The 21,363-nt window shown below is 50.0% G+C and carries 14 protein-coding genes; 8 read left to right on the top strand and 6 right to left on the bottom strand.

What is annotated here, in order from left to right:
* Positions 1–256 precede the first annotated feature (256 nt).
* On the bottom strand, positions 257–6,763 hold the full coding sequence (locus tag IPP66_22510; protein ID MBK9928052.1) for a hypothetical protein: 6,507 nt from the start codon (positions 6,761–6,763) through the stop codon (positions 257–259).
* Between the two features lie 43 nt (positions 6,764–6,806).
* Here IPP66_22510 and IPP66_22515 point away from each other — a divergent pair, with 43 nt between their 5' ends.
* From IPP66_22515 to IPP66_22535, 5 genes are all read left to right on the top strand, one after another.
* Positions 6,807–8,222 carry a hypothetical protein gene (locus tag IPP66_22515; protein MBK9928053.1) on the top strand — a complete coding sequence of 472 codons (1,416 nt, stop codon included), beginning with the start codon at positions 6,807–6,809 and terminating at the stop codon, positions 8,220–8,222.
* 242 nt (positions 8,223–8,464) lie between these two features.
* Positions 8,465–9,055, top strand: coding sequence for a hypothetical protein (locus IPP66_22520; protein ID MBK9928054.1), 591 nt, complete (start codon positions 8,465–8,467; stop codon positions 9,053–9,055).
* A gap of 66 nt (positions 9,056–9,121) precedes the next feature.
* Positions 9,122–9,307 (top strand): hypothetical protein, encoded by a 186-nt coding sequence (locus IPP66_22525; GenBank protein MBK9928055.1) that lies wholly within the window; start codon positions 9,122–9,124, stop codon positions 9,305–9,307.
* Between the two features lie 199 nt (positions 9,308–9,506).
* Positions 9,507–11,441 (top strand): formate--tetrahydrofolate ligase, encoded by a 1,935-nt coding sequence (locus IPP66_22530; GenBank protein ID MBK9928056.1) that lies wholly within the window; start codon positions 9,507–9,509, stop codon positions 11,439–11,441.
* 96 nt (positions 11,442–11,537) lie between these two features.
* Positions 11,538–12,917: an amidase gene (locus tag IPP66_22535; protein ID MBK9928057.1), complete on the top strand. Its 1,380-nt coding sequence runs from the start codon at positions 11,538–11,540 to the stop codon at positions 12,915–12,917.
* A gap of 87 nt (positions 12,918–13,004) precedes the next feature.
* Here the strand turns inward: IPP66_22535 and IPP66_22540 are convergent, their stop codons facing one another.
* Both IPP66_22540 and IPP66_22545 read right to left on the bottom strand, forming a co-directional pair.
* On the bottom strand, positions 13,005–13,625 hold the full coding sequence (locus IPP66_22540) for a methyltransferase domain-containing protein (protein ID MBK9928058.1): 621 nt from the start codon (positions 13,623–13,625) through the stop codon (positions 13,005–13,007).
* 106 nt (positions 13,626–13,731) lie between these two features.
* On the bottom strand, positions 13,732–14,280 hold the full coding sequence (locus IPP66_22545) for a hypothetical protein (protein ID MBK9928059.1): 549 nt from the start codon (positions 14,278–14,280) through the stop codon (positions 13,732–13,734).
* 175 nt (positions 14,281–14,455) lie between these two features.
* Between IPP66_22545 and IPP66_22550 the strand changes: the two genes are divergently transcribed.
* Positions 14,456–15,400, top strand: coding sequence for a hypothetical protein (locus tag IPP66_22550; GenBank protein MBK9928060.1), 945 nt, complete (start codon positions 14,456–14,458; stop codon positions 15,398–15,400).
* The gene (locus tag IPP66_22555; protein ID MBK9928061.1) at positions 15,397–16,191 is read left to right on the top strand and encodes a hypothetical protein; all 795 of its coding nucleotides are present in this window, start codon (positions 15,397–15,399) and stop codon (positions 16,189–16,191) included. Before IPP66_22550 ends, IPP66_22555 begins: the two co-directional genes overlap by 4 nt.
* 119 nt (positions 16,192–16,310) lie before the next feature.
* Here the strand turns inward: IPP66_22555 and IPP66_22560 are convergent, their stop codons facing one another.
* The 3 genes from IPP66_22560 to tgt are packed head-to-tail and all read right to left on the bottom strand — an operon-like array spanning position 16,311 to position 19,401.
* The gene (locus IPP66_22560) at positions 16,311–17,420 is read right to left on the bottom strand and encodes a M20 family metallopeptidase (protein MBK9928062.1); all 1,110 of its coding nucleotides are present in this window, start codon (positions 17,418–17,420) and stop codon (positions 16,311–16,313) included.
* Positions 17,421–17,467: 47 nt separating this feature from the next.
* Entirely contained in the window at positions 17,468–18,265 is a 798-nt protein-coding gene (gene uppP / locus IPP66_22565) for an undecaprenyl-diphosphatase UppP (GenBank protein ID MBK9928063.1), read from the bottom strand.
* 2 nt (positions 18,266–18,267) lie between these two features.
* Positions 18,268–19,401 carry a tRNA guanosine(34) transglycosylase Tgt gene (gene tgt / locus IPP66_22570; protein MBK9928064.1) on the bottom strand — a complete coding sequence of 378 codons (1,134 nt, stop codon included), beginning with the start codon at positions 19,399–19,401 and terminating at the stop codon, positions 18,268–18,270.
* 135 nt (positions 19,402–19,536) lie between these two features.
* Between tgt and IPP66_22575 the strand changes: the two genes are divergently transcribed.
* Positions 19,537–21,150: a hypothetical protein gene (locus IPP66_22575; GenBank protein ID MBK9928065.1), complete on the top strand. Its 1,614-nt coding sequence runs from the start codon at positions 19,537–19,539 to the stop codon at positions 21,148–21,150.
* Positions 21,151–21,363: the final 213 nt, after the last annotated feature.

Raw genomic sequence — 21,363 nt, forward strand, 5'->3', positions numbered from 1 at the left:
AGATGGAGAGCAGGATGGCTAACCCGATCAACATAACCCCACCCAGGACTGTGAAGATCCCGCCTCGTTGACGCTGGCGTTTGATTCTATAAAAAGTCAGTTTCCTCGCTGACAGCCATGCGCGGTAGCCTGAGCGGAAAACGATCAGCCCCCCGATGACTAGTAACGTGATTGCGGCAATGATGCCTGCACGAATATCCATATAAGAAATTATAGCATGCAGGGCAAATTCGCGAATTTGCCATGTGGATATTTGCTATGGCTTCGGTGTGGCCGTGACTACCAGCGCCGCTCCAGTTCGCGTGATGCGTGGCTCGACCCATAAGGCGCGGTCATCTGTTGGGGAACCCAAGGAAAGAACCGTAATCACGAATTTGACATCTTTACCGGCCAGCGAGGTCAGGTCGAGGTCTACATCGAAGGTCTTGCCTTCATATTGTTCACCGAAAGCCCAGAAGTCATGGACAATGCCATCTGCAAGTTGATAGTCCACGCGCAAGAGAACACCACAGGAGGTTGCTCCATATTCGCAGTTGACCACAGTACGGAAGTGGTCACCACTTTGCACTTTGAAGGATGGGTATACACCACGAATATATCCATTCGATATGTTCTGCGGAACAATCAATACATTGGGGACAGACTTGGTTGTACCATCTTCCAGCTTTGCAGAGCTTTGTTTCAAAATGAAACCGTTGACATCCTTATCCTTACCCGGGCATGGCAACACACCTGAACCACTTGACCATTGTGCTGAACAAGCATTGGTAGCGAGGTCATATGCCACGCCAGAGACCGACGGCGCTTTCACAACAATATCCACCCAGAAGGGACGATTGGCAGTGAGGGTTGTGCCAAATATTTCTCCCTTGTCATTGCGGATCTGCCAATTGCCGCGATATTTACCTTCAAAGAGAGGTGCTGTGAAATTCATCGGCAGGTCAATGGATTGGCCCGGTGCAACTTCGGCTGGCAGGTTGATTAGGTTCTTTCCACCCAAGGCATCACCGCTCACGAGCACAAGACGATAGGAGGTTGTCCACGTGCAGGTGCCGGCATTCCTCAGACGCCAAACTTTAGTGAAGGTACTGCCGGGCGCAAATACAGAACCATCGGGGATGTTCAAGTCGGCTACAAATTCGATGCGATCACACCCACGATTCGGAGTCGGTGTGGGAGATTGGAACGGGGTCCGTGTGGAAGTTGGCGTACGCGTGGGTGTGTTGGTCGGCGTACGAGTCGGTGTGAACGTAGGCGTAGCTGATGGTGTAAGCGTGGGAGTAAATGTAGCCGTGTTAGTCGGTGTACGAGTCGGTGTGGATGTTGCCGTGAAGGTTGGCGTGCGCGTGGGCGTAAGTGTTTTCGTCGGCGTGTTGGTCGGTGTATGAGTCGGAGTGAACGTCAACGTAGGTGTGGATGTGCTGGTAGCCGTAAAAGTTGCTGTCGGTGTATTCGATGGCGTCTTGGTTGGCGTGAAGGTTTTCGTCGGCGTGTTGGTCGGTGTACGCGTCGGAGTCAACGTCAACGTAGGTGTGGACGAAGGAGTTTGAGTCGGGGTGTTGGTCGGCGTAAAGGTCAACGTCGGTGTATTTGACGGTGTCTTGGTTGGCGTGAAGGTTTTCGTTGGCGTGTTGGTCGGTGTGTTCGTCGGAGTGAATGTCAACGTAGGTGTAGATGTATTGGTAGCCGTGAATGTTGCCGTTGGGGTGTTCGACGGAGTCTTGGTTGGTGTGAAGGTTTTCGTTGGCGTGTTGGTCGGTGTGTTCGTTGGCGTGAACGTCAACGTGGGCGTGGATGTATTGGTAGCAGTGAAGGTTGCCGTCGGTGTATTTGACGGTGTCTTGGTTGGAGTGAAGGTCTTTGTCGGCGTGTTGGTCGGTGTGTTCGTTGGCGTGAACGTCAACGTAGGTGTGGATGTATTCGTAGCAGTGAATGTTGCCGTCGGGGTATTCGACGGTGTCTTGGTCGGAGTGAATGTCTTCGTTGGTGTGTTCGTAGGCGTGCGTGTCGGAGTAAACGTCAACGTGGGTGTGGACGATGGAGTTTGAGTCGGGGTATTGGTTGGTGTGAAGGTTAACGTCGGAGTTAGTGACGGAGTCTGAGTCGGAGTAAATGTTTTCGTTGGCGTGTTGGTCGGTGTGTTCGTTGGAGTAAACGTCAACGTAGGCGTGGGTGTATTGGTGGCCGTGAAGGTCGCCGTTGGTGTATTCGATGGTGTCTTGGTCGGCGTGGAAGTTTTCGACGGCGTGTTAGTAGGCGTACGTGTCGGGGTGAACGTCAACGTAGGTGTGGACGATGGAGTTTGAGTCGGGGTATTGGTTGGCGTAAAGGTCAACGTCGGGGTCAGTGACGGCGTCTGAGTCGGAGTGAAGGTTTTCGTTGGCGTATTGGTCGGTGTGCGCGTTGGTGTGAACGTCAACGTGGGCGTGGACGATGGAGTTTGAGTCGGGGTATTGGTTGGCGTAAAGGTCAACGTCGGTGTCAGTGACGGCGTTTGAGTCGGAGTGAAGGTCTTCGTCGGTGTGTTGGTCGGTGTGTTCGTTGGTGTGAACGTCAATGTGGGTGTGGATGTATTGGTAGCTGTAAATGTCGCCGTTGGGGTATTCGACGGAGTCTTGGTCGGCGTGAATGTCTTCGTTGGCGTGTTCGTAGGAGTTTGTGTCGGAGTGAACGTCAACGTGGGCGTGGACGAAGGAGTTTGAGTCGGGGTATTGGTTGGCGTAAAGGTCAACGTCGGTGTCAGTGATGGCGTCTGCGTCGGAGTAAAGGTCTTCGTTGGCGTGTTGGTCGGTGTGCTCGTTGGAGTGAACGTCAACGTAGGTGTAGATGTATTGGTAGCAGTGAATGTTGCCGTCGGAGTGTTCGACGGGGTTTTGGTTGGCGTGAAGGTCTTCGTTGGCGTGTTGGTGGGCGTGTTCGTTGGGGTGAACGTCAACGTGGGTGTGGATGTGTTGGTAGCAGTGAATGTTGCCGTCGGGGTATTCGATGGCGTCTTGGTCGGAGTGAAGGTTTTCGTTGGCGTATTGGTCGGTGTGCGCGTTGGTGTGAACGTCAACGTGGGCGTAGATGTATTGGTGGCCGTGAAGGTCGCCGTTGGTGTATTCGATGGTGTCTTGGTCGGCGTGAAGGTCTTCGTTGGCGTGTTAGTAGGGGTTTGTGTCGGTGTAAACGTCAACGTGGGCGTGGACGAAGGAGTTTGAGTCGGGGTATTGGTTGGCGTAAAGGACAAAGCAGCTATAACCAGTTGTGCCTGAGCTGTCCGTGCAAATGCCGTAGATGTCGCTTTCACATTCTTTGTCGGGGTGAATGTCAGTGTCGGAGTCAGCGAAGGAGTTTGGGTTGGCGTGTTAGTAGGCGTACGTGTCGGGGTGAACGTCAACGTGGGCGTAGACGAGGGTGTTTGAGTTGGAGTGTTAGTTGGCGTAAACGATAAAGCAGCCATAACCATTTGCGCCTGGGCTGTTCGCGCAAATGCCGTGGATGTCGCTTTCACATTCTTTGTCGGGGTGAATGTCAGCGTCGGAGTCAACGAAGGGGTTTGGGTTGGGGTGTTGGTCGGCGTGTTCGTTGGAGTAAAAGTTAACGTAGGCGTAGATGTATTGGTAGCAGTGAAGGTTGCCGTTGGTGTATTTGACGGTGTCTTGGTTGGCGTGAAGGTCTTCGTTGGCGTATTGGTCGGTGTGCGAGTCGGAGTGAACGTCAATGTAGGCGTGGACGATGGAGTTTGAGTCGGGGTATTGGTTGGCGTAAAAGTCAACGTCGGAGTGTTTGACGGAGTCTTGGTTGGGGTGAAGGTCTTCGTTGGCGTGTTGGTCGGTGTGCGAGTCGGAGTGAACGTCAACGTGGGCGTGGACGTATTGGTAGGCGTGAAGGTCGCCGTTGGTGTATTCGATGGTGTCTTGGTCGGAGTGAAGGTTTTCGTTGGCGTATTGGTTGGTGTGCGCGTTGGAGTGAACGTCAACGTGGGTGTAGACGATGGAGTTTGAGTCGGGGTATTCGTGGGAGTGAAGGTCAACGTCGGGGTATTTGACGGTGTCTTGGTTGGTGTGAAGGTCTTCGTTGGCGTGTTGGTTGGTGTGCGCGTCGGAGTAAACGTCAACGTAGGTGTAGACGAGGGTGTTTGAGTTGGAGTGTTAGTTGGCGTAAAGGTCAACGTCGGAGTCAGTGACGGCGTCTGAGTTGGAGTAAAGGTCTTCGTTGGTGTGTTAGTAGGTGTGCGAGTCGGTGTGAACGTCAACGTAGGCGTGGAGGATGGAGTTTGAGTCGGGGTATTCGTTGGAGTGAAGGTCAACGTCGGGGTATTCGACGGAGTCTTAGTTGGGGTGAAGGTTTTCGTTGGCGTGTTGGTCGGTGTGTTCGTTGGAGTAAATGTCAACGTAGGCGTGGATGTATTGGTAGCCGTAAAGGTCGCCGTCGGGGTATTTGACGGAGTCTTAGTTGGGGTGAATGTCTTCGTTGGCGTATTGGTTGGTGTGTTCGTTGGGGTGAACGTCAACGTAGGTGTGGACGATGGAGTTTGAGTTGGAGTGTTGGTAGCCGTGAAGGTCGCCGTCGGGGTATTTGACGGAGTCTTAGTTGGGGTGAATGTCTTCGTTGGCGTATTGGTTGGTGTGTTCGTTGGGGTGAACGTCAACGTAGGTGTGGACGATGGAGTTTGAGTTGGAGTGTTGGTAGCCGTGAAGGTCGCCGTCGGGGTATTTGACGGAGTCTTAGTTGGGGTGAATGTCTTCGTTGGCGTGTTCGTAGGAGTTTGTGTTGGTGTGAACGTCAACGTGGGTGTGGACGATGGAGTTTGAGTCGGAGTGTTGGAAGGCGTGAAAGTTGCCGTCGGTGTGTTCGATGGCGTCTTGGTCGGAGTGAAGGTTTTCGTCGGCGTATTAGTAGGCGTGTTTGTTGGAATAAAGGTTGCGGTGTTCGTTGGAGTCCGAGTCGGGGTGTTGGACGGAGTCTGTGTCGCTGTAGCAGTTTTGGTCGGAGTCTGACTCGGTGTCAAAGTGGAAGTAGGAGTCCGCGTGGGAGTCGAAGTCGCAGTGAAGGTAGGCGTGAAGGTGAACGTCGGAGTGAATGTTGCCGTATTGGTTGGGGTAAGAGTCGGTGTCGCGCTCGGTGTGTACAGCGGATCGAGACAGACAGGGATCGAGTCAACACGCGCGGCAGGTTCGCGGGTATCACCGTATTGATCATAGATCTTGACGAATTGAATATCGGGGAATTGTTTGAGGTTGAGGATCAACGGGCGTGTGATGTTGTAGAGCGTGCCATTGGATTGACAGTTGCCCGTGAGGTAGACGTGCGCAACACCATCAGCATATTCGAGTTTGCTGTAACCAGTGAAGCCATTGAGGATGAGGGCGATGCCTTCATTGCGCTCGACACTGCTGGGACCTTTGAAAAATTCGTTGAGGACGCCGCCGACCAGGTTTTGGGCTGATGGGACGAAGCGCGTCACTGGGACCTCATAAGGCAGTTTGCCATTAATGAGCTTGTTATTGTCTGTGAAATAGATATTGACCTTCACATACAGAGGCGTACGCGTGGGCGTGGGAGTCCGTGTGGGAGTTGGTGTGAGGGTACGTGTGAAGGTGGGCGTAATGGTCGGTGTTTGTGATGGCGTGCGCGTGATCGTAGGTGTAAAGGTTTTGGTTGGTGTCTGCGACGAAGTCACCGTAAGGGAAGGTGTATTTGTAGCAGTCTTCGTGAAGGTAGCAGTAAAGGTCGCTGTCGGGGTGAGCGTGGAAGTGGCAGACGGTGTGAAGGTTGGAGTAGACGTCTTCGTTGGTGTATGCGTTGGCGTGCGTGACGAAGTCCCCGTAGGGGAAGGGGTCACTGTCTTTGTGGGAGTTGAAGTCGGTGTGCGGGACGAAGTGGCTGTTGGAGACGGAGTTTGCGTTGAGGTCGCCGTATTCGTTGGTGTGTATGAAGGTGTAATAGTTGATGTAGCAGTAAAGGTTGGCGTAGACGATGGCGTCCCCGTTGGGGATGGTATTTGAGTCAACGTTGATGTGGAGGTAGCTGTCTTCGTCGGTGTTGAGGAAGGTGTTTGTGTTGAAGTCGCTGTATTCGTTGGTGTGCGCGAAGGCGTGACTGTCGACGTAGCAGTGAAGGTTGGCGTTGAAGATGGTGTTTGAGTCGGCGTTGATGTGGATGTAGCGGTCTTCGTCGGAGTCAACGACGGGGTTTGTGTAGATGTGGCAGTGTTCGTAGGTGTGCGCGAAGGTGTGACAGTAAAGGTCGGTGTGAAAGTCGATGTAGCAGTGAATGTAGATGTGGCCGATGGTGTCTGAGTCGGTGTTGGCGTGGATGTAGCTGTCTTCGTCGGAGTCAACGACGGAGTTTGTGTCGATGTGGCAGTGTTCGTAGGTGTGCGGGAAGGTGTGACAGTAAAGGTCGGTGTAAAAGTCGACGTAGCCGTGAAGGTTGATGTAGACGACGGGGTCTGCGTTGGTGTTGGCGTGGATGTAGCTGTCTTCGTAGGAGTCAACGATGGGGTTTGTGTAGATGTAGCAGTATTCGTAGGTGTGCGCGAAGGCGTGACAGTAAAGGTCGGTGTGAAAGTCGATGTAGCAGTGAATGTAGATGTGGCCGATGGTGTCTGAGTCGCGGTCGCTGTGTTTGTAAATGTAGCAGTGGGCGTGCGTGTGGGCGTAGACGTAAACGTTGAGGTCGCTGTAAAGGTTGAAGTGGATGTAAATGTGGCTGTGGAGGTAAACGTCAGCGTTGGCGTGAACGTCTTTGTCGGTGTTGACGTGTTGGTTGGCGTCAACGTAATCGTTGGAGTAAAGGTCGCTGTCTTAGTGGGTTGACGCGTGGCAGTTGCGCGAGGTGTATTGGAAGGACGTACTGTTGAAGTAGGTGCTGGCGTCTTTGTTGGGCGGACCGTGGAAGTAGGAAGCGGTGTATTGGTGATCGTGGGCGTGTTGGAAGGAGTCCGCGTTACGGTTGGGGTGAATGTGGCGGAAGGCGTAAAGGAAGCAGTCGCTGTTGAGGTTTGCGTGCTGGTAGATGTTGCAGACGGTGTAGGTGTTTGTGAAGGAGTGAAGGTAACTGTCGGCGTGGATGTTGATGTATTGGTGGGACGTGGCGTGGATGTAGGAAGCGGTGTCTTTGTTGCAGTCGGTGTGTTAGATGGAGTCCGTGTAGGGACTGGAGTAAATGTAGCAGACGGTGTGAATGAAGCCGTTGCAGTGGATGTGTTTGTAGCTGTAAAGGAGGGCGTGATTGACGGCGTTTGTGTTGGGGTGGACGTTGACGATGGTGTAAACGTCAACGTGGGAGTGAACGTATTGGTCGGTGTAAAGGTTGAGGTGCTTGTTGGGCGTGGCGTGGATGTGGGGCGTGGAGTCGAAGTTGGACGAACCGTTGAAGTAGGCAACGGTGTCTTTGTTGCCGTCGGCGTGTTGGATGGAGTCTGTGTGGGAACGGGGGTAAATGTAGCAGACGGAGTGAACGAAGCCGTTGCCGTGGATGTGTTTGTAGCTGTAAAGGATGGCGTGATTGACGGTGTTTGTGTTGGAGTGGATGTTGATGATGGCGTAAACGTCAACGTGGGAGTGAACGTGTTTGTCGGTGTAAAGGTTGAGGTGCTTGTTGGGCGTGGCGTGGAGGTGGGACGTGGAGTCGAAGTTGGACGAACCGTTGAAGTAGGCAACGGTGTCTTTGTTGCCGTCGGCGTGTTGGATGGAGTCCGTGTGAGAGTTGAGGTCGATGTTGAAGACGGTGTTGAGGAGGCAGTCGGTGTGCCTGTAAACGTTGGAGTAAAAGATAGTGCCGCAATCGCTTGTTGTGCTCGGGCCGTCCGTGCAATGGAGGTGGTTGTATTTCTTACGTTGGGTGTCTGCGAGGCGGTCTGCGTAGGAGGCGCGGTTTCAGTTATGGTTGTAGTCAATGGGATGGGTGAAGCGGCCTCAGTGACGGTCGATGCTGGTGTCGCTGAATCAGTTTCGGTTAAAGAAGGAAGCGATGTGGATGTCTCAAGAGGAGATGTCCTTGATTCGAGAGTCCGTGTTGGGAGTGGTACATCCGTATTTGTAGGTTGTGGCAATAGAGCAGCAGTTGGGATCGGGGTCGCTTCCACCTGGACCGTTGGGCTGGGCGCCGGTGAAAAGAGTCTGTTCGCCACTGACGGCCCAAACAAAGCCGATGTCGCCGTGATTACAAATAACACGAACGATACGATCAGCCATTGCCATCCCGTCACCATGCGGGCGCGGCGTGTGCGATAAAAAACAACCGTGCGAGCCGACTGGATCGAACGGATGCCTGCGCGCGCGGCCAATAATGCCAGCAATGCAAACAGAACAATAACGAGAGTGATACCCGCACTTATGCTCATAAACGTCAGGATTATACTGCCTAAATCAACTGGCTCTCGAAGGTTTTTGTATATGGTCTTCGAGGATTTTTTATACCCCACCAGTACAAAAGATTACGTATGTCATGAGAGATTTATGGTTACAATAGAACCATGAAAGAACTTGTTTTCCTCAAGCTTGGCGGATCACTCATCACAGATAAGACTCAACCGTATACCCCACGGCTTGATATTATGAAAGACCTCGCCGTCCAGATCGAGACCGCGCTTCGTGCACGTCCGGGGATGCGTCTTGTGATCGGACATGGCGCTGGTTCTTTCGGCCATGTGCCCGCCAGTGAGTATCGCACACGTGATGGTCTTCCTCCTCGCGCAACTCCACTCACCCACCGTGAGCGTGATGACTCAGAGGGAAATTATTGGCGAGGCTTTGCAGAGGTTTGGTATCAGGCTTCAGCATTGAATCGATTCATGATGAAGGCTTTGCACGATGTGCATGTACGCACCATGTCTCTTTCGATGGCATCCAGTGTGATCGCAAGCAACGGAGATGTATCCGTTTGGGAAACGACTCCGCTTCGTATGGCTTTATCGGCAGGCATTGTGCCTGTTATTCATGGGGATGTCGTTTTCGATGAGGTCCGTGGCGGTACGATCCTTTCGACCGAAGACCTGTTCGGGCATTTGGCACGCGCTCTCAACCCAGATCGCATCCTACTTGCGGGTCTTGAACCCGCAGTATAGGCAGATTTCCCCTTACGAAAAACAAAGTTAACCAAGATCACACCGCAGACATTTCATGCCGTCAACATGGGCGTGGGCAAAGCAGAAGGAACAGATGTCACCGGTGGCATGGACTCCAAGGTCCGCCAGATGCTGGGCTTGGTACAGACTGTCCCGGGTTTGACAGTACAGATCTTCTCAGGGAATGAACTTGGTAATCTCGTAAAGGCATTGACCGGTGATGTCTTGGGAACGCTAATCACTGCCGCATAAAGTGCTACGGTCATTTTTTCAGTGGGGCGAAAGTGACAAAGATAGGACGGAAATCAATTGTCTTTTTGGCTGAAGTTTTTGATAATGGTCTAGTGCATGTATTTTGCGCGCCTGCTCTCATGTAATTTCATGTCAACCATAAGGAGAAGATATGGCACTCAGAAAAGCAACTGTCAAAAAGTCTGCAAAGGTAGGAAAGATGGCCATCAAAAAGCCCGCTCCCAAAAAGATCAAATTCGCATACACCCCAACAAAGATCAAATTACTCAAGCCTGTACCGTCTGATATTGATATTGCACAAGCAGGGAAACTCAAACCGATCCTTCAAGTCGCAAACGAACTCGGGATCAAAGAGAGCGAACTTGAATTATTCGGGCCGCACAAAGCCAAGGTCAAGCTTGAAATTCTCGACCGCCTCGCCAAGCGCCCGAACGGCAAATACATTGATGTCACCGCCATCACCCCCACCCCACTCGGCGAAGGCAAGACCACAACGACCGTGGGGTTGAGTCAGGCACTTGGTGCACATCTCGGCAAAAAAGTCATTACGGTCATTCGCCAACCATCGCAGGGACCGACCTTCGGCATCAAGGGCGGAGCAGCTGGCGGCGGATATTCGCAGATCATCCCCATGGAAGATTTCAACCTGCATCTGACCGGTGACATCCATGCCATCACAGCCGCACACAACCTTTGTTCCGCCGCGCTCGATGCACGCATGATGCACGAAGCAAAAACGCCTGAAGACGAAAAACTTTTTAATGCGCTTTGTCCGCCTGATAAAAAAGGTAACCGCAAGTTCTCTCCCAGCATGTTGCGCCGTTTGAAGAAGCTTGGCATCGACAAGAAAAATCCAAACGACCTGACGCCCGAGGAACGCACACGCTTTGCCCGCCTCGATATTGACCCGAACGGCATTCAATGGCGCCGCGTGATCGACGTCAACGACCGCTTCCTACGTGAAATTCAAGTGGGGCTTGGCAAGGAAGAAGTTGGCTTCGAACATCGCTCAGGTTACGACATCACAGTGGCATCTGAGATCATGGCGATCCTTGCATTGACCACAGGACTTAAAGATATGCGTGACCGCCTTGGCCGTATGGTAGTCGCCGTCAACAAACACGGTGAAGCTGTCACAGCGGAGGATCTCGGTGTCGCTGGCGCATTAACCGTCCTGATGAAAGACGCGATCAAACCCAATCTCATGCAAACACTCGAAGGGACTCCTGCCTTCGTCCATGCAGGCCCATTCGCTAACATCGCACACGGACAGTCCTCCATCATCGCAGATAAGATCGCGCTCAAACTTGGCGATTACGTCATCACTGAATCAGGTTTCGGCGCCGATATCGGCATGGAAAAATTCATGGACATCAAGTGCCGCTACTCCGGCCTGATCCCGAACGTTGTCGTGCTGGTTGCCACTGTCCGCGCACTCAAGATGCACGGCGGCGGCCCCAAAGTCGTTGCAGGCAAACCATTGGCACCTGAATACACCGACGAGAATCTCGATCTGCTCAGCAAAGGCCTGCCTAACATGGTGCAACATATCGAGAACGCGCTCAAGTATGGCGTCAACGTTGTCGTTGCAGTTAACTCGTTTGCCAACGATACACCTGCCGAAGTCGAACTCGTCCGCAAGGCTGCTCTTGAAGCAGGTGCGATGGATGCAGTTGTGTCACGTCATTGGATGGAAGGCGGCAAGGGCGCTGTGGCTCTCGCTGAGGCTGTTATCAAAGCCTGCGAAAAACCCAGCAAATTCAAATTCCTGTATCCGCTCAACGTCTCCATCAAAGAAAAGATCGAGACCATCTGCCGCGAGATCTATCGTGCCGACGGCGTAGATTACACCCCTGAAGCAGAAGCAAAGATCGAGCAATTCACTAAACTTGGTTTTGGCAATCTACCATTGTGTATGGCGAAGACTCACCTGTCGTTCACCGACAAGGCGGATCAGAAAGGTGCACCGCGTGGCTTCCGCATCACGATCAGTGATATCCGCGCCAGCGTGGGTGCAGGTTTCCTCTATCCATTACTTGGAACCATGCGTACTATGCCAGGTTTACCAACACGCCCTGTCTTCTATGATGTAGATCTCGATCTCAAAACGGGTAAGGTGCTCGGCTTGTTCTAGATCAACGAAAACCCCAAAGGCAGTGATTATCAGACATGCCTTTGGGGTCTCTTATATTGTTTTGCAGAAACCAAAACGGGACTTATAATTTTAATTATGGATACACAATCGCTGACGATCATAGAGGCCCTCAATAGCCTGCGCGAAGGGGACATCACGCCTCAAGATTTAACTGAAGCCTGCTTCAACCAAATCAACCGTCTCAACCCGACGATTAACGCCTACATCACTGTTATCGATCCACAAGAAGCGATTGATGCACAACATCCGCCCGTCAATACATCCCCTTTATACCGGGCATTACGTGGAGTTCCCATCGCAGTCAAAGACCTGTTCGAAACAGAAGGGATCCGTACCACTATCGGCTCGAAATTCTTTGCAGATAATATTCCTGACCGGGATGCATTTGTTGTGGAAAAGCTTCGTCAAGCTGGCGCGATCATCAATGGCAAAACCAACACCCATGAGATCGCACTCGGTATCACAGGGAATAATCCACACTATGGAACAGCACGCAATCCGTGGAACACGGAACGCATCCCCGGCGGTTCATCAAGTGGGTCGGCTATTGCTGTAGCAACCGGCATGGCCTTGGGCGCACTCGGCACAGACACCGGCGGTTCGATCCGTATCCCGGCTTCGTTATGCGGAATCGTCGGCTTCAAACCCACCCGTGGACGTGTCAGCACGCGCGGTGTATTCCCCCTCTCATGGAATCTCGATCACGTCGGCCCACTCACCAAATGCGTGAAGGATGCCGCGTTGATGTTGCAAGTTATTTCTATCTACGACCCAATTGACCCATCTTCCATCAAGATGTTGACCGGCGATTACATCGGTCATCTTGTGGACGACATGGAAGGGCGCAAGATTTCAATCGGTTCAGGCGATTTCATTGAAACATCGGATCCTGAAGTATTGAACGCTGTCCATAATGCCGCAGAAGTTTTCAAGTCGATGGGCTGTAAAGTGGACAAGGTCAACGTAGATTGGATGCAAGATGCCGCGCTCGCCAACAAGAACATGACTCAAGCTGACGCTGCGGCTGTCCATCGTGAACGATTGAAGGAACATCCTGAATTCTTTGGTGATGACGTCCGACGCAGGTTGGAGGATGGAGCCAAGCTCACTTCAACAGACTATATCCTCGCAAGGCGAACCCAGTCCGAGGTCCAGAAAAGATGCGAATTGTTCTTTGAGTCCGCTGACTTTTTGATCATCCCCACTACACCCATCGCCGCACCCGCCATCGAAGGTCATGATGCGGTTGAACAGGCGGGGTTACTCACGCGCTTCACCGCGCCGTTCAATCTCACAGGCTTGCCTGCATTATCCATCCCATGTGGCTTCACAAAAGAAGGACTACCCATCGGCTTGCAAATCATCGCAAAAGCCTGGTGGGATGCGAAAGTGTTGAACGCAGGCTATGCGTTCGAGCAGGCGACCGAGTGGCACAAGAAACACTCTGTAATTTGATTTCTTAAACACAAAGGACACCAAGGTCTCGAAGGAAATTCTTTTTTCTTCCTTTGTGCTCTTCGTGTCCTTTGTGTTAATAAAGATTTATCCCCGTTGATACAATGCCATCTCCCACACAAACAACCTGCGGACCGAGATCTTCCGCAAGCCTTCCCTATTTAACAAAGATTCCATTTCATCCACAGGGTGGACAAACACACGGAACGGATCGTTTCGCACACGTTGAAAAAAATTCGCAATCGCAATCGCCATGCGGATGTACCAAACCTCGCGCGGATACGTGAGTGCAATGGCTTTCCGACTCTTGTTAGACACAGCTTTCAACAATTCACGAAAATTCGGGTAACAACAAACCACGCGGTCAAGCGTGACAACATCTACCTGCGGAAGTCTATCGGCCACATCGGTGAAATCAGCGTGAATGAATTTCACCTGTTCACTGTGCCCAAGACGTTTAGCCTCTTCTGTAGCAACCTTCAAATACGCAGACGATGCATCTACATGAGTCGCTTCACGCGCCACATCCTTCAACAACTCGTGGTGGATCGTCCCGATCCCACCACCCACATCGAGTAACGCAACATTCTTCACCCCTAATGACCGTACCGCTTCGAGGATCAACTTCGTCTGCTTCGCAGGTCCGCGCCTACGATAGTCTTTAAGATTGGCTTTCGCTTCCTCTTCACCGAAAGTATTGTTTTCCATTTCACAGCAACTACAGGGCATAAGTTTCTTCCTTTTGGCTTTAGCTTTGGTTATTGAACATAAACAATCAAAACTATCTAGACAGGAAACAAATCTTATTACAAAGCTATTTCTGCAAACAACCAATCACTTGGCTGACCGCACCTTGCGGCTCGCTTTGCGTGACCGCCAGCACAGGCACCTTCGCAACCGAATACACATCACGTACATCACCAACTTTCCAATGCCGCGGCAGGATTCCTACAGCGTTGGGCTCAGCATTCAAAATATCGGACATCTGCTGTGGGTTGACCGCCATTTTCGCAGACGAAGAAACGCTTCGTCCTTTCATCACGAATTGGTCAAACACATTGAGCACATCATCCTCTGGAGCATACACCCACACCTGCACAGACGCGTCTCCCAGCCCGGCAAACAACATCTGTACCTGCTCAAGCGTTAGATTTTGAACAGGGCTTTGTCGGTGGGTCACCACTAGAACTTCCTCTTCATCGATCTGATATGCAAAAGACGATAAATATTTCGGCTCCCCGATCTGTAAACGGATATCGGCAGTGGCTGGCGAATCAGCTAATCGGATGGTAGCTACAGGCTTGGCACACTCATAAAGGTCAGACAACCAAGACGTGGCGGCAGGCGAGGCGTAGACGGTCACCTGCTGTAAATCTACCGTAGGGGGTGGCGTTCCGCAAGAAGATAAAGCCAAAATGATAAGTAAAAGAAGAGATCCTGTTCGTATCCTATTAAACATGCCCGGATTATAAGGCGCAATTGTTTGAATTACGAAAATGATATACACCGCTCAAAAAAATAGCTTAGAATAAGTTTTGATGCATGCACCAGCGTATCCCACTGCCCCTCCAAGGTTACTCTCGGCTGAAACCATACGAGCCGAGATTCTCAAAGCGTTTGCAGAGAGGGTTACAGGCCAGATACAAGTTGTCTTTCAAAAAGAGAAGTCCATTACCCTTTTCGTAGTGAGAGGGAAATTGGTTCATTTCTATATTCGTAACCATCGCGTGGTTGACCCGAATTGGGTATCTCCATTGTTCGAATATGGACGTGGTGAACTGAGTATCGAACCCTTACATCCTCTTGGGCTGATGTTCAAAAAGATCGTAGTCGAAAAGATCGGTAAGGTCGAAGTACAACCGTCCGATACAAGCCAACTCAAGATCATGTTTGATCTGGCCGAACACAATGCTGGTCCCACGCTCTTTCACATACGATGGGAATCGGCCGAGGGCTTTGTGCTGGTAGCAGGCAGAGATATTCCACTTCGAAGTGCAGTGATGACGAACAAAACTGGAAGCGTAGAAGGTCTAGTTGCGATGAACCAGATCACAACGTGGAATGAAGCGGGATGTAAAGTCGCCGTGTATCGCGATAATATCCAAAGTCAGGCATGGTTAGAAGTCCACCTTAACATCCTTTTTAATTATTATTGCTCTACGATCCTAAATCAATATGGACAATTGACTGGCAAAGTAATGGTCCGCTCGATCGCGTGGAAGGTTCACACGATGGCTATGGATCGAGGCTGGAATATCGAAACACAAGAAAACAAAGTCAGAGATGCAACCATCTTCACCAGCGCGCGAAAAGCAGGAGATGTCTACAAACAGGTCATCGCTGAGGTTGTCGCGCATATTGAGCCTGTCATCGGCCATGCATTAACCCAAAACATCCTGACACAATCACGCAATGCAAGTAAAGGGGTATATAAAACGATTGCCGAAGTGTTTGGCCTTCTTGGCACTGGAGGAACTTTATGATGAATTTCTTCAGAGGTCGTGAACGAGGTATCGCCTTTATTCTCTTTGCTGCTATTACAGCTCTTTTTATCTGGGTTTATGCTTTAGCTCCGTTTAGCGAATTAGCAAATGCGATCATCGTGAATTGCATGACCGCCCTCACTGCATTGATCGCCGCCGCGCTTCTCACGCGCATCCTATTTTATTTTCAATCTGATGAGCCGCCTTTCTTTGTATGGACGGCATTCGCAGTTTGTCTTTGGCTATGGACCATTGCTGAGGGGACATGGGGTTTTCTTTACACAACCGTAGGCGAAGTACCCATCTTTAGTTTTGCAGATCTTTTGTGGCTTGTAGGGTATGTGGCATTGACCGTTTCCCTCGTACACCAATATCGGCTCGTATTTCCCGGTCAAACATACACGATCCGCTGGGCCGCGACCGGTGTGTGGATGGCGATCATCGCTGTCATTGAAACCATCCTAATCGCAACCCACAGCACGGCACCATTCGAAGATTTCTTCAGATATTTCTACACATTTGCCGATACCGCAGTTGGGCTTTCAGCGCTCTTTCTTGTATACACTTTCCGCGGGCGCGCCCTTGCCATGCCCTGGCTTACGATCTCATCGTTTGTCGTTACCGACATCATCTACATCCGCCTCACTAACACTGGCGCCTACGATTGGGTGATGAGTGGCATATCGGTAGCTTTAATTGCGGATACACTATACTTAATCGCTTATTTGATCGTCGCTTGGGGATTGCTGGGACAATATCTTCTCCTCAAAAACAGCGCGAATCCTTCTTAACTGGAAACTGATTCTTCTTAATTCACCAATCCATCCCTGAATCTTTTCCCCACAAAAAAACACAGGTGACAGTTACTTTTGCAGTAACTGTCACCTGTGTGCTTACTTCCGATAAACGGTCACCAATTCCGTAACAAAACCGAGACCAATTTCACACGCTGTTCCAAACTGTCTGCAAAAATATATTCACGCTCCGAATGATATCCTTCACCAATTGCGCCCAATCCATCCAACACAGGGACACCTAACGGCGCGACAAAGTTCGCATCCGAGGCGCCACCTGTGCCACCAGCCTTAAGCTCGACACCGATCGTTGTCGACACAATCTCTTTCGCCTTCTCGAACGTAACTTTCATCATCTCATCGAACGGCATCGGCGGACGATTTAATTCGCCTATAACTTCAATGGAAGTGCCATCCAATACCGGTGTAAGTTTCTTCATTTCTCCTTCGAGCCGTTCCCATTCGCCGGGTTGCATCACACGCACATCTACTTCGATAGAAGCCTCCTCAGGAACAACGTTCGAAACCGTCCCACCTTGAATCACACCCACATTAAGCGTAGTTTGTTTGGAATAATCTGTAAGTTTTTGGATCGCGATCACTTGATGCGCCATCTCTTCAATGGCATTCCGCCCCTTTTCATGATCACCGCCTGCATGTGCGGCACGTCCCTTTACTTTGACATCGAACTCCCCCACTCCCTTGCGCCATGTCTTGAGCGAACCATCCACAAGCGCCGCTTCAAACACAAGTACCAACGTGGATTCTTTCGCCAATCGCTCAATGTGTCCGCGCGAGGTATGACTGCCGATCTCTTCATCGGACGTGCAAAGCAAAGTAATGGGGCGATTCAATCCAATCTTTTGCGCTTCTTCAATCGCGGCAAGAGCAATGACAATACCTGCCTTCATATCAAGTACACCGGGGCCAAAGATTTTTCCATCCACTTCACGATACGGTATACGAGGAAGCGTACCGAGAGGAAAGACCGTATCCATGTGGCAGAGAAGCAGGATCGAAGGCTGATAACTGGAGGATGATGTCTGAATCGGCGCAAACCGCGCGAGAATATGATTCCCCGTTTCGGTGTTCGGAATCACATCAACCTGTCCACCAAGTTTGCGGGCTTCTTCAGCAACGATGGCACCGACACGGTCAACGGCGGCTTTATCATGCGAGGGAGACTCGGTTTCAACGAGGAGTTTAAAAAGGGATTTTGTATTCATGGTTCTTTCGGTGGTTGGGTATAAAGGTATCGAAACCACCAGATCACTTACTTCAGAAAAAACACGATCAGTACCACCACTGCACAATAGGCGGCAAAGACATATAACGAGTGCTTGCTCAAATAATTAATTAACCACTTGATCGCAAACCAACCCACGATGGCCGCAGTAACAAATCCCACCGCGAGCAAAGGCAGGAAGTCCCCAAGGTTCGGCATCTTAAGCACATCGAGCATTTCATATCCACCCGCCGCCAGCATGACCGGCACCGACATCAAAAACGCAAACCGCGCCGCAGACGGGCGGTCCAAGCCGCGGAACATGCCGCCGCTGATCGTTGTCCCGCTACGGGATGCGCCGGGGAAAACTGCGATGACTTGCATAACGCCGACAACCAGTGCATCAAACCAAGTCATCGAGTCGAGAGTTCGATTCTTTTGGGTGAGCCATTCGGCGAGGGTCAACAAGACAGCCGCCGTGAATAGACGAATGGAGGCTTCGAGCATGGGCTGTTTGAAAAGGGCTTCGACAGCATCCTTCAACAAATAGCCAGCCAAAAGAGCGGGGATCGTCGCAACAATGATGTAGATTCCTAAGTTTCGCTCGAGAGTGACATGTCGAAAGTCTAAAGTCGCTTTGACGATGGAAAGCAAGTCTTTCCAGTAAAAGGCAAACAATGAAACGATAGTTCCAAGTTGGACGATGACAAGGAACGAGAACATAGCATCATCAGCAGGGATATTGAGAATCCTTTGTGTGATGAGCAAATGGGCAGTCGATGATACAGGGATGAATTCGGTCAGTCCCTGTATGATGCCGAGGAGGAAAGATTGAAAAAGAGTCATGGTTATCCTTGAGAAATTTGTTTACGCTTGGCATTGTTCGACCACTGACCAAGTAATTCCGGTACACGCGTCTCAAACGAACCATCTGCGATGTAAGCCCGGATCTGCTCCATCAACCGTATCAATGCTCGTAGGTTATGAATTGAAATGAGTGTTCCAGCAAGTAATTCTTTTGCGACTATCAAGTGACGGATATATGCGCGTGTAAAAGTCTTGCAGGCATAACAATCACAGGTTTCATCTATCGGTCTTTCATCACGCGCAAAAGTAGCGTTCATCATATTCAATCGTCCTTCGGGAGCGAAGGCGGAGTGGTGACGGGCTAATCGTGTTGGCAAAACACAATCGAAGATATCAACGCCACGAGCAACGCCATTGATGAGGTCTTCAGGCGTACCAACTCCCATCAGGTAGCGCGGTTTGTGTTCGGGCAATAGCGGTGTGACCACATCGAGCGTATCATGCATCTCTTGTTTGGTCTCACCTACAGAGAGGCCGCCGATAGCAATGCCAGGCATACCGAGAGAAGCAATAAATTTCGCTGATTCAGCTCGAAGATCCGCTTGAACGCCGCCTTGGACGATGGCGAATAAAGCCTGGTCGGGGCGAGTCTGCGCTTTGAGGGAACGTTCCGCCCAACGATGAGTCCGCTCCATGGCAAGTTTGCTGTAGGCTTTGTCGTTGGGGTCGGAACATTCATCGAAAGCCATGATGATGTCTGCGCCGAGGTTCTCTTGAATCGCAATGGATTTTTCGGGCGTAAAGCGATGCGTCGAACCGTCAATGTGACTCTTGAAGGTTACACCCTCGTCGTCAATTTTGCGGGTTTGTGCGAGCGAGAAGACTTGAAAGCCGCCCGAGTCGGTCAGCATGGGGTTTGGCCACTGCATGAACTTGTGTAAGCCGCCCATATCGCGAACGAGTTCATCGCCAGGGCGAAGGTAAAGATGATACGTGTTGCTCAAAACAAGCGAGGCATTAATGTCCTTGAGATGCTCAGGGGTGAGAGTCTTTACGGTCGCTTGCGTACCAACAGGCGCAAAGACTGGAGTAACGAGAGCACCATGTGGTGTGGAGAAAACCCCTGTGCGGGCGCGGTTGTTTTTGGATGTAATGGTAAATTCAAACATTGGCATGATTATATAGGGTCGTCCACTATTTGTGTTCCTGAAATTCAAATTATATTATCTCTGGTTTCGACAGAAATAATGCTCAGTGCAAGTTATAATGTTTTCATTACACCAGAAACTTGATTTGGAGAGTTGCGGGCAATGTCGTTAACGATTAATTCGATGAAAAACTATTGGAGCGAAAAAAAATCAAAGCAATTTTTAGTATTTTTATCCTTTATTTCATTAGTGGGTATGAGTATGGCAATTTATATTACCTACCCCTATGGAGCAGGAGTATCAGGTGACGCCGCGAGAAACCTCTCAGTCGCACATAGTTTATTAAAAGGGAATGGTTTTTTTGACTTATTCGGCAAACCATTAGTATATTGGCCTCCTCTTTATTCAATCCTTCTTGCCGGGCTGGGAGTTATTACACACGAGGATGTTTTTATCGGGGGATGGTATCTCAACGTTGCATTGTATGGTTTAAATATTTTTTTCTCAGGGGTCCTTCTCTACAGAATATTTCGAACAAGACTGTTGTATGCAGTCATAGGATCCTTGCTCACATTACTATCGATTTCATCTTTTCGTATTCATGTCAATATCGCTTCTGATCCTTTGTATATCGCATTTTCACTACTTTTCTTGATTGCAACTTGTCAATACGCCGACACAAGATCAAGCAACTCTTTACTTGCCATGGTTATTTTTTCCGCATTGGCGACACTGCAACGATATGTGGGAATAACCTTAATTGTAGTGGGCGTCTCGCTGATCGCACGTCAAAACTGGGGAAATTGGAGAAAAACCTTTTTAGATTCTCTAAAATTCAGCATTTTATCCAGCCTGCCGATTGCGGCATGGATCTTTTGGCACAACTACTTGAAATATGGAGCCATCGCAGGAAACCCCTACAACACGTTCCTGCCATCGGAAAATGTAAGAGCATCATTGATAAAGATCATTCGCTGGTTCATACCCTTTCAATTGCTCCCCGATTTTTTAGTCACATACCCGTGGGTTCTTCTTATTGGTTTAGTATTGGTATTACTTTTAATCAATAAAATAAAAGACTGGAAAACATGGTGGGATGCTATATATTCTCCTTATATTCTTCCAATCATTATGTATTTCATCGTATCGTTTATCGGGTTGACTTATACAGTAGCCACCTTCGACCACAAGGATATTGAATCCGACCGATACTACATAACTATTCTATTACCCGTCTTGATCATGATATTCATCACATGGGAACAGCTTATTTTTCCCCACATAAAGTTAAAGCCACAAGTAGTAGATAAAATTTTATTCGTTCTATTCATGATATGGTCTATCTATCCTTTACACGGATTTCAAGAGTTTATATCGGAGTCACGTCAAATTAATGGCGTAACAAGTTACAACACCATTAATTCTCATGACTTACGTAATTCAGAAACGCTAAAACAACTGAACAGCCTGCTTTCAAAAGACGATACTGTAGCTCTGTATAGCAACGATCCTCTGAGCGTTTGGTTCTATACACATCACGACGCATTCCTCCTCCCCAAGCTCCATAAGGAAACAACACCTAATGATGCCGAAGCGAAGAAACTCGCGAGCTGGCCTCCTCAGGCTGGGTATGTTATATGGATCAAGCCGGATACTTTCAAAGAGACATCCACCCCTGATGAGCTATCGCAAATAGCAAAGCTAGAGTTGCTTTATACAAACCCTGATGGTGAAATCTATTTTATTCGGGCAAACAATGGGGAAGGGATGCCGTAAATCTTCGTTTGACAATCCAATTGAGGGAAGTACAAGGTGTTTTCAGCAAAAATACCCATCTTTTTGGGTAATTAACAGTAAATCCTATATCTCTATTCAAGCTGCAGGTAACATACCTGCGGCTTGTGCATAAATTCTATGTTGAAGATGGTCTTTAGGTGCGACAATGATCCTGTATTCCGTATTATCCCTTTCCCCAGTTGTACTTCACCG

The organism is Candidatus Defluviilinea proxima, assembly GCA_016721115.1.
GTDB classification, from domain to species: domain Bacteria; phylum Chloroflexota; class Anaerolineae; order Anaerolineales; family Villigracilaceae; genus Defluviilinea; species Defluviilinea proxima.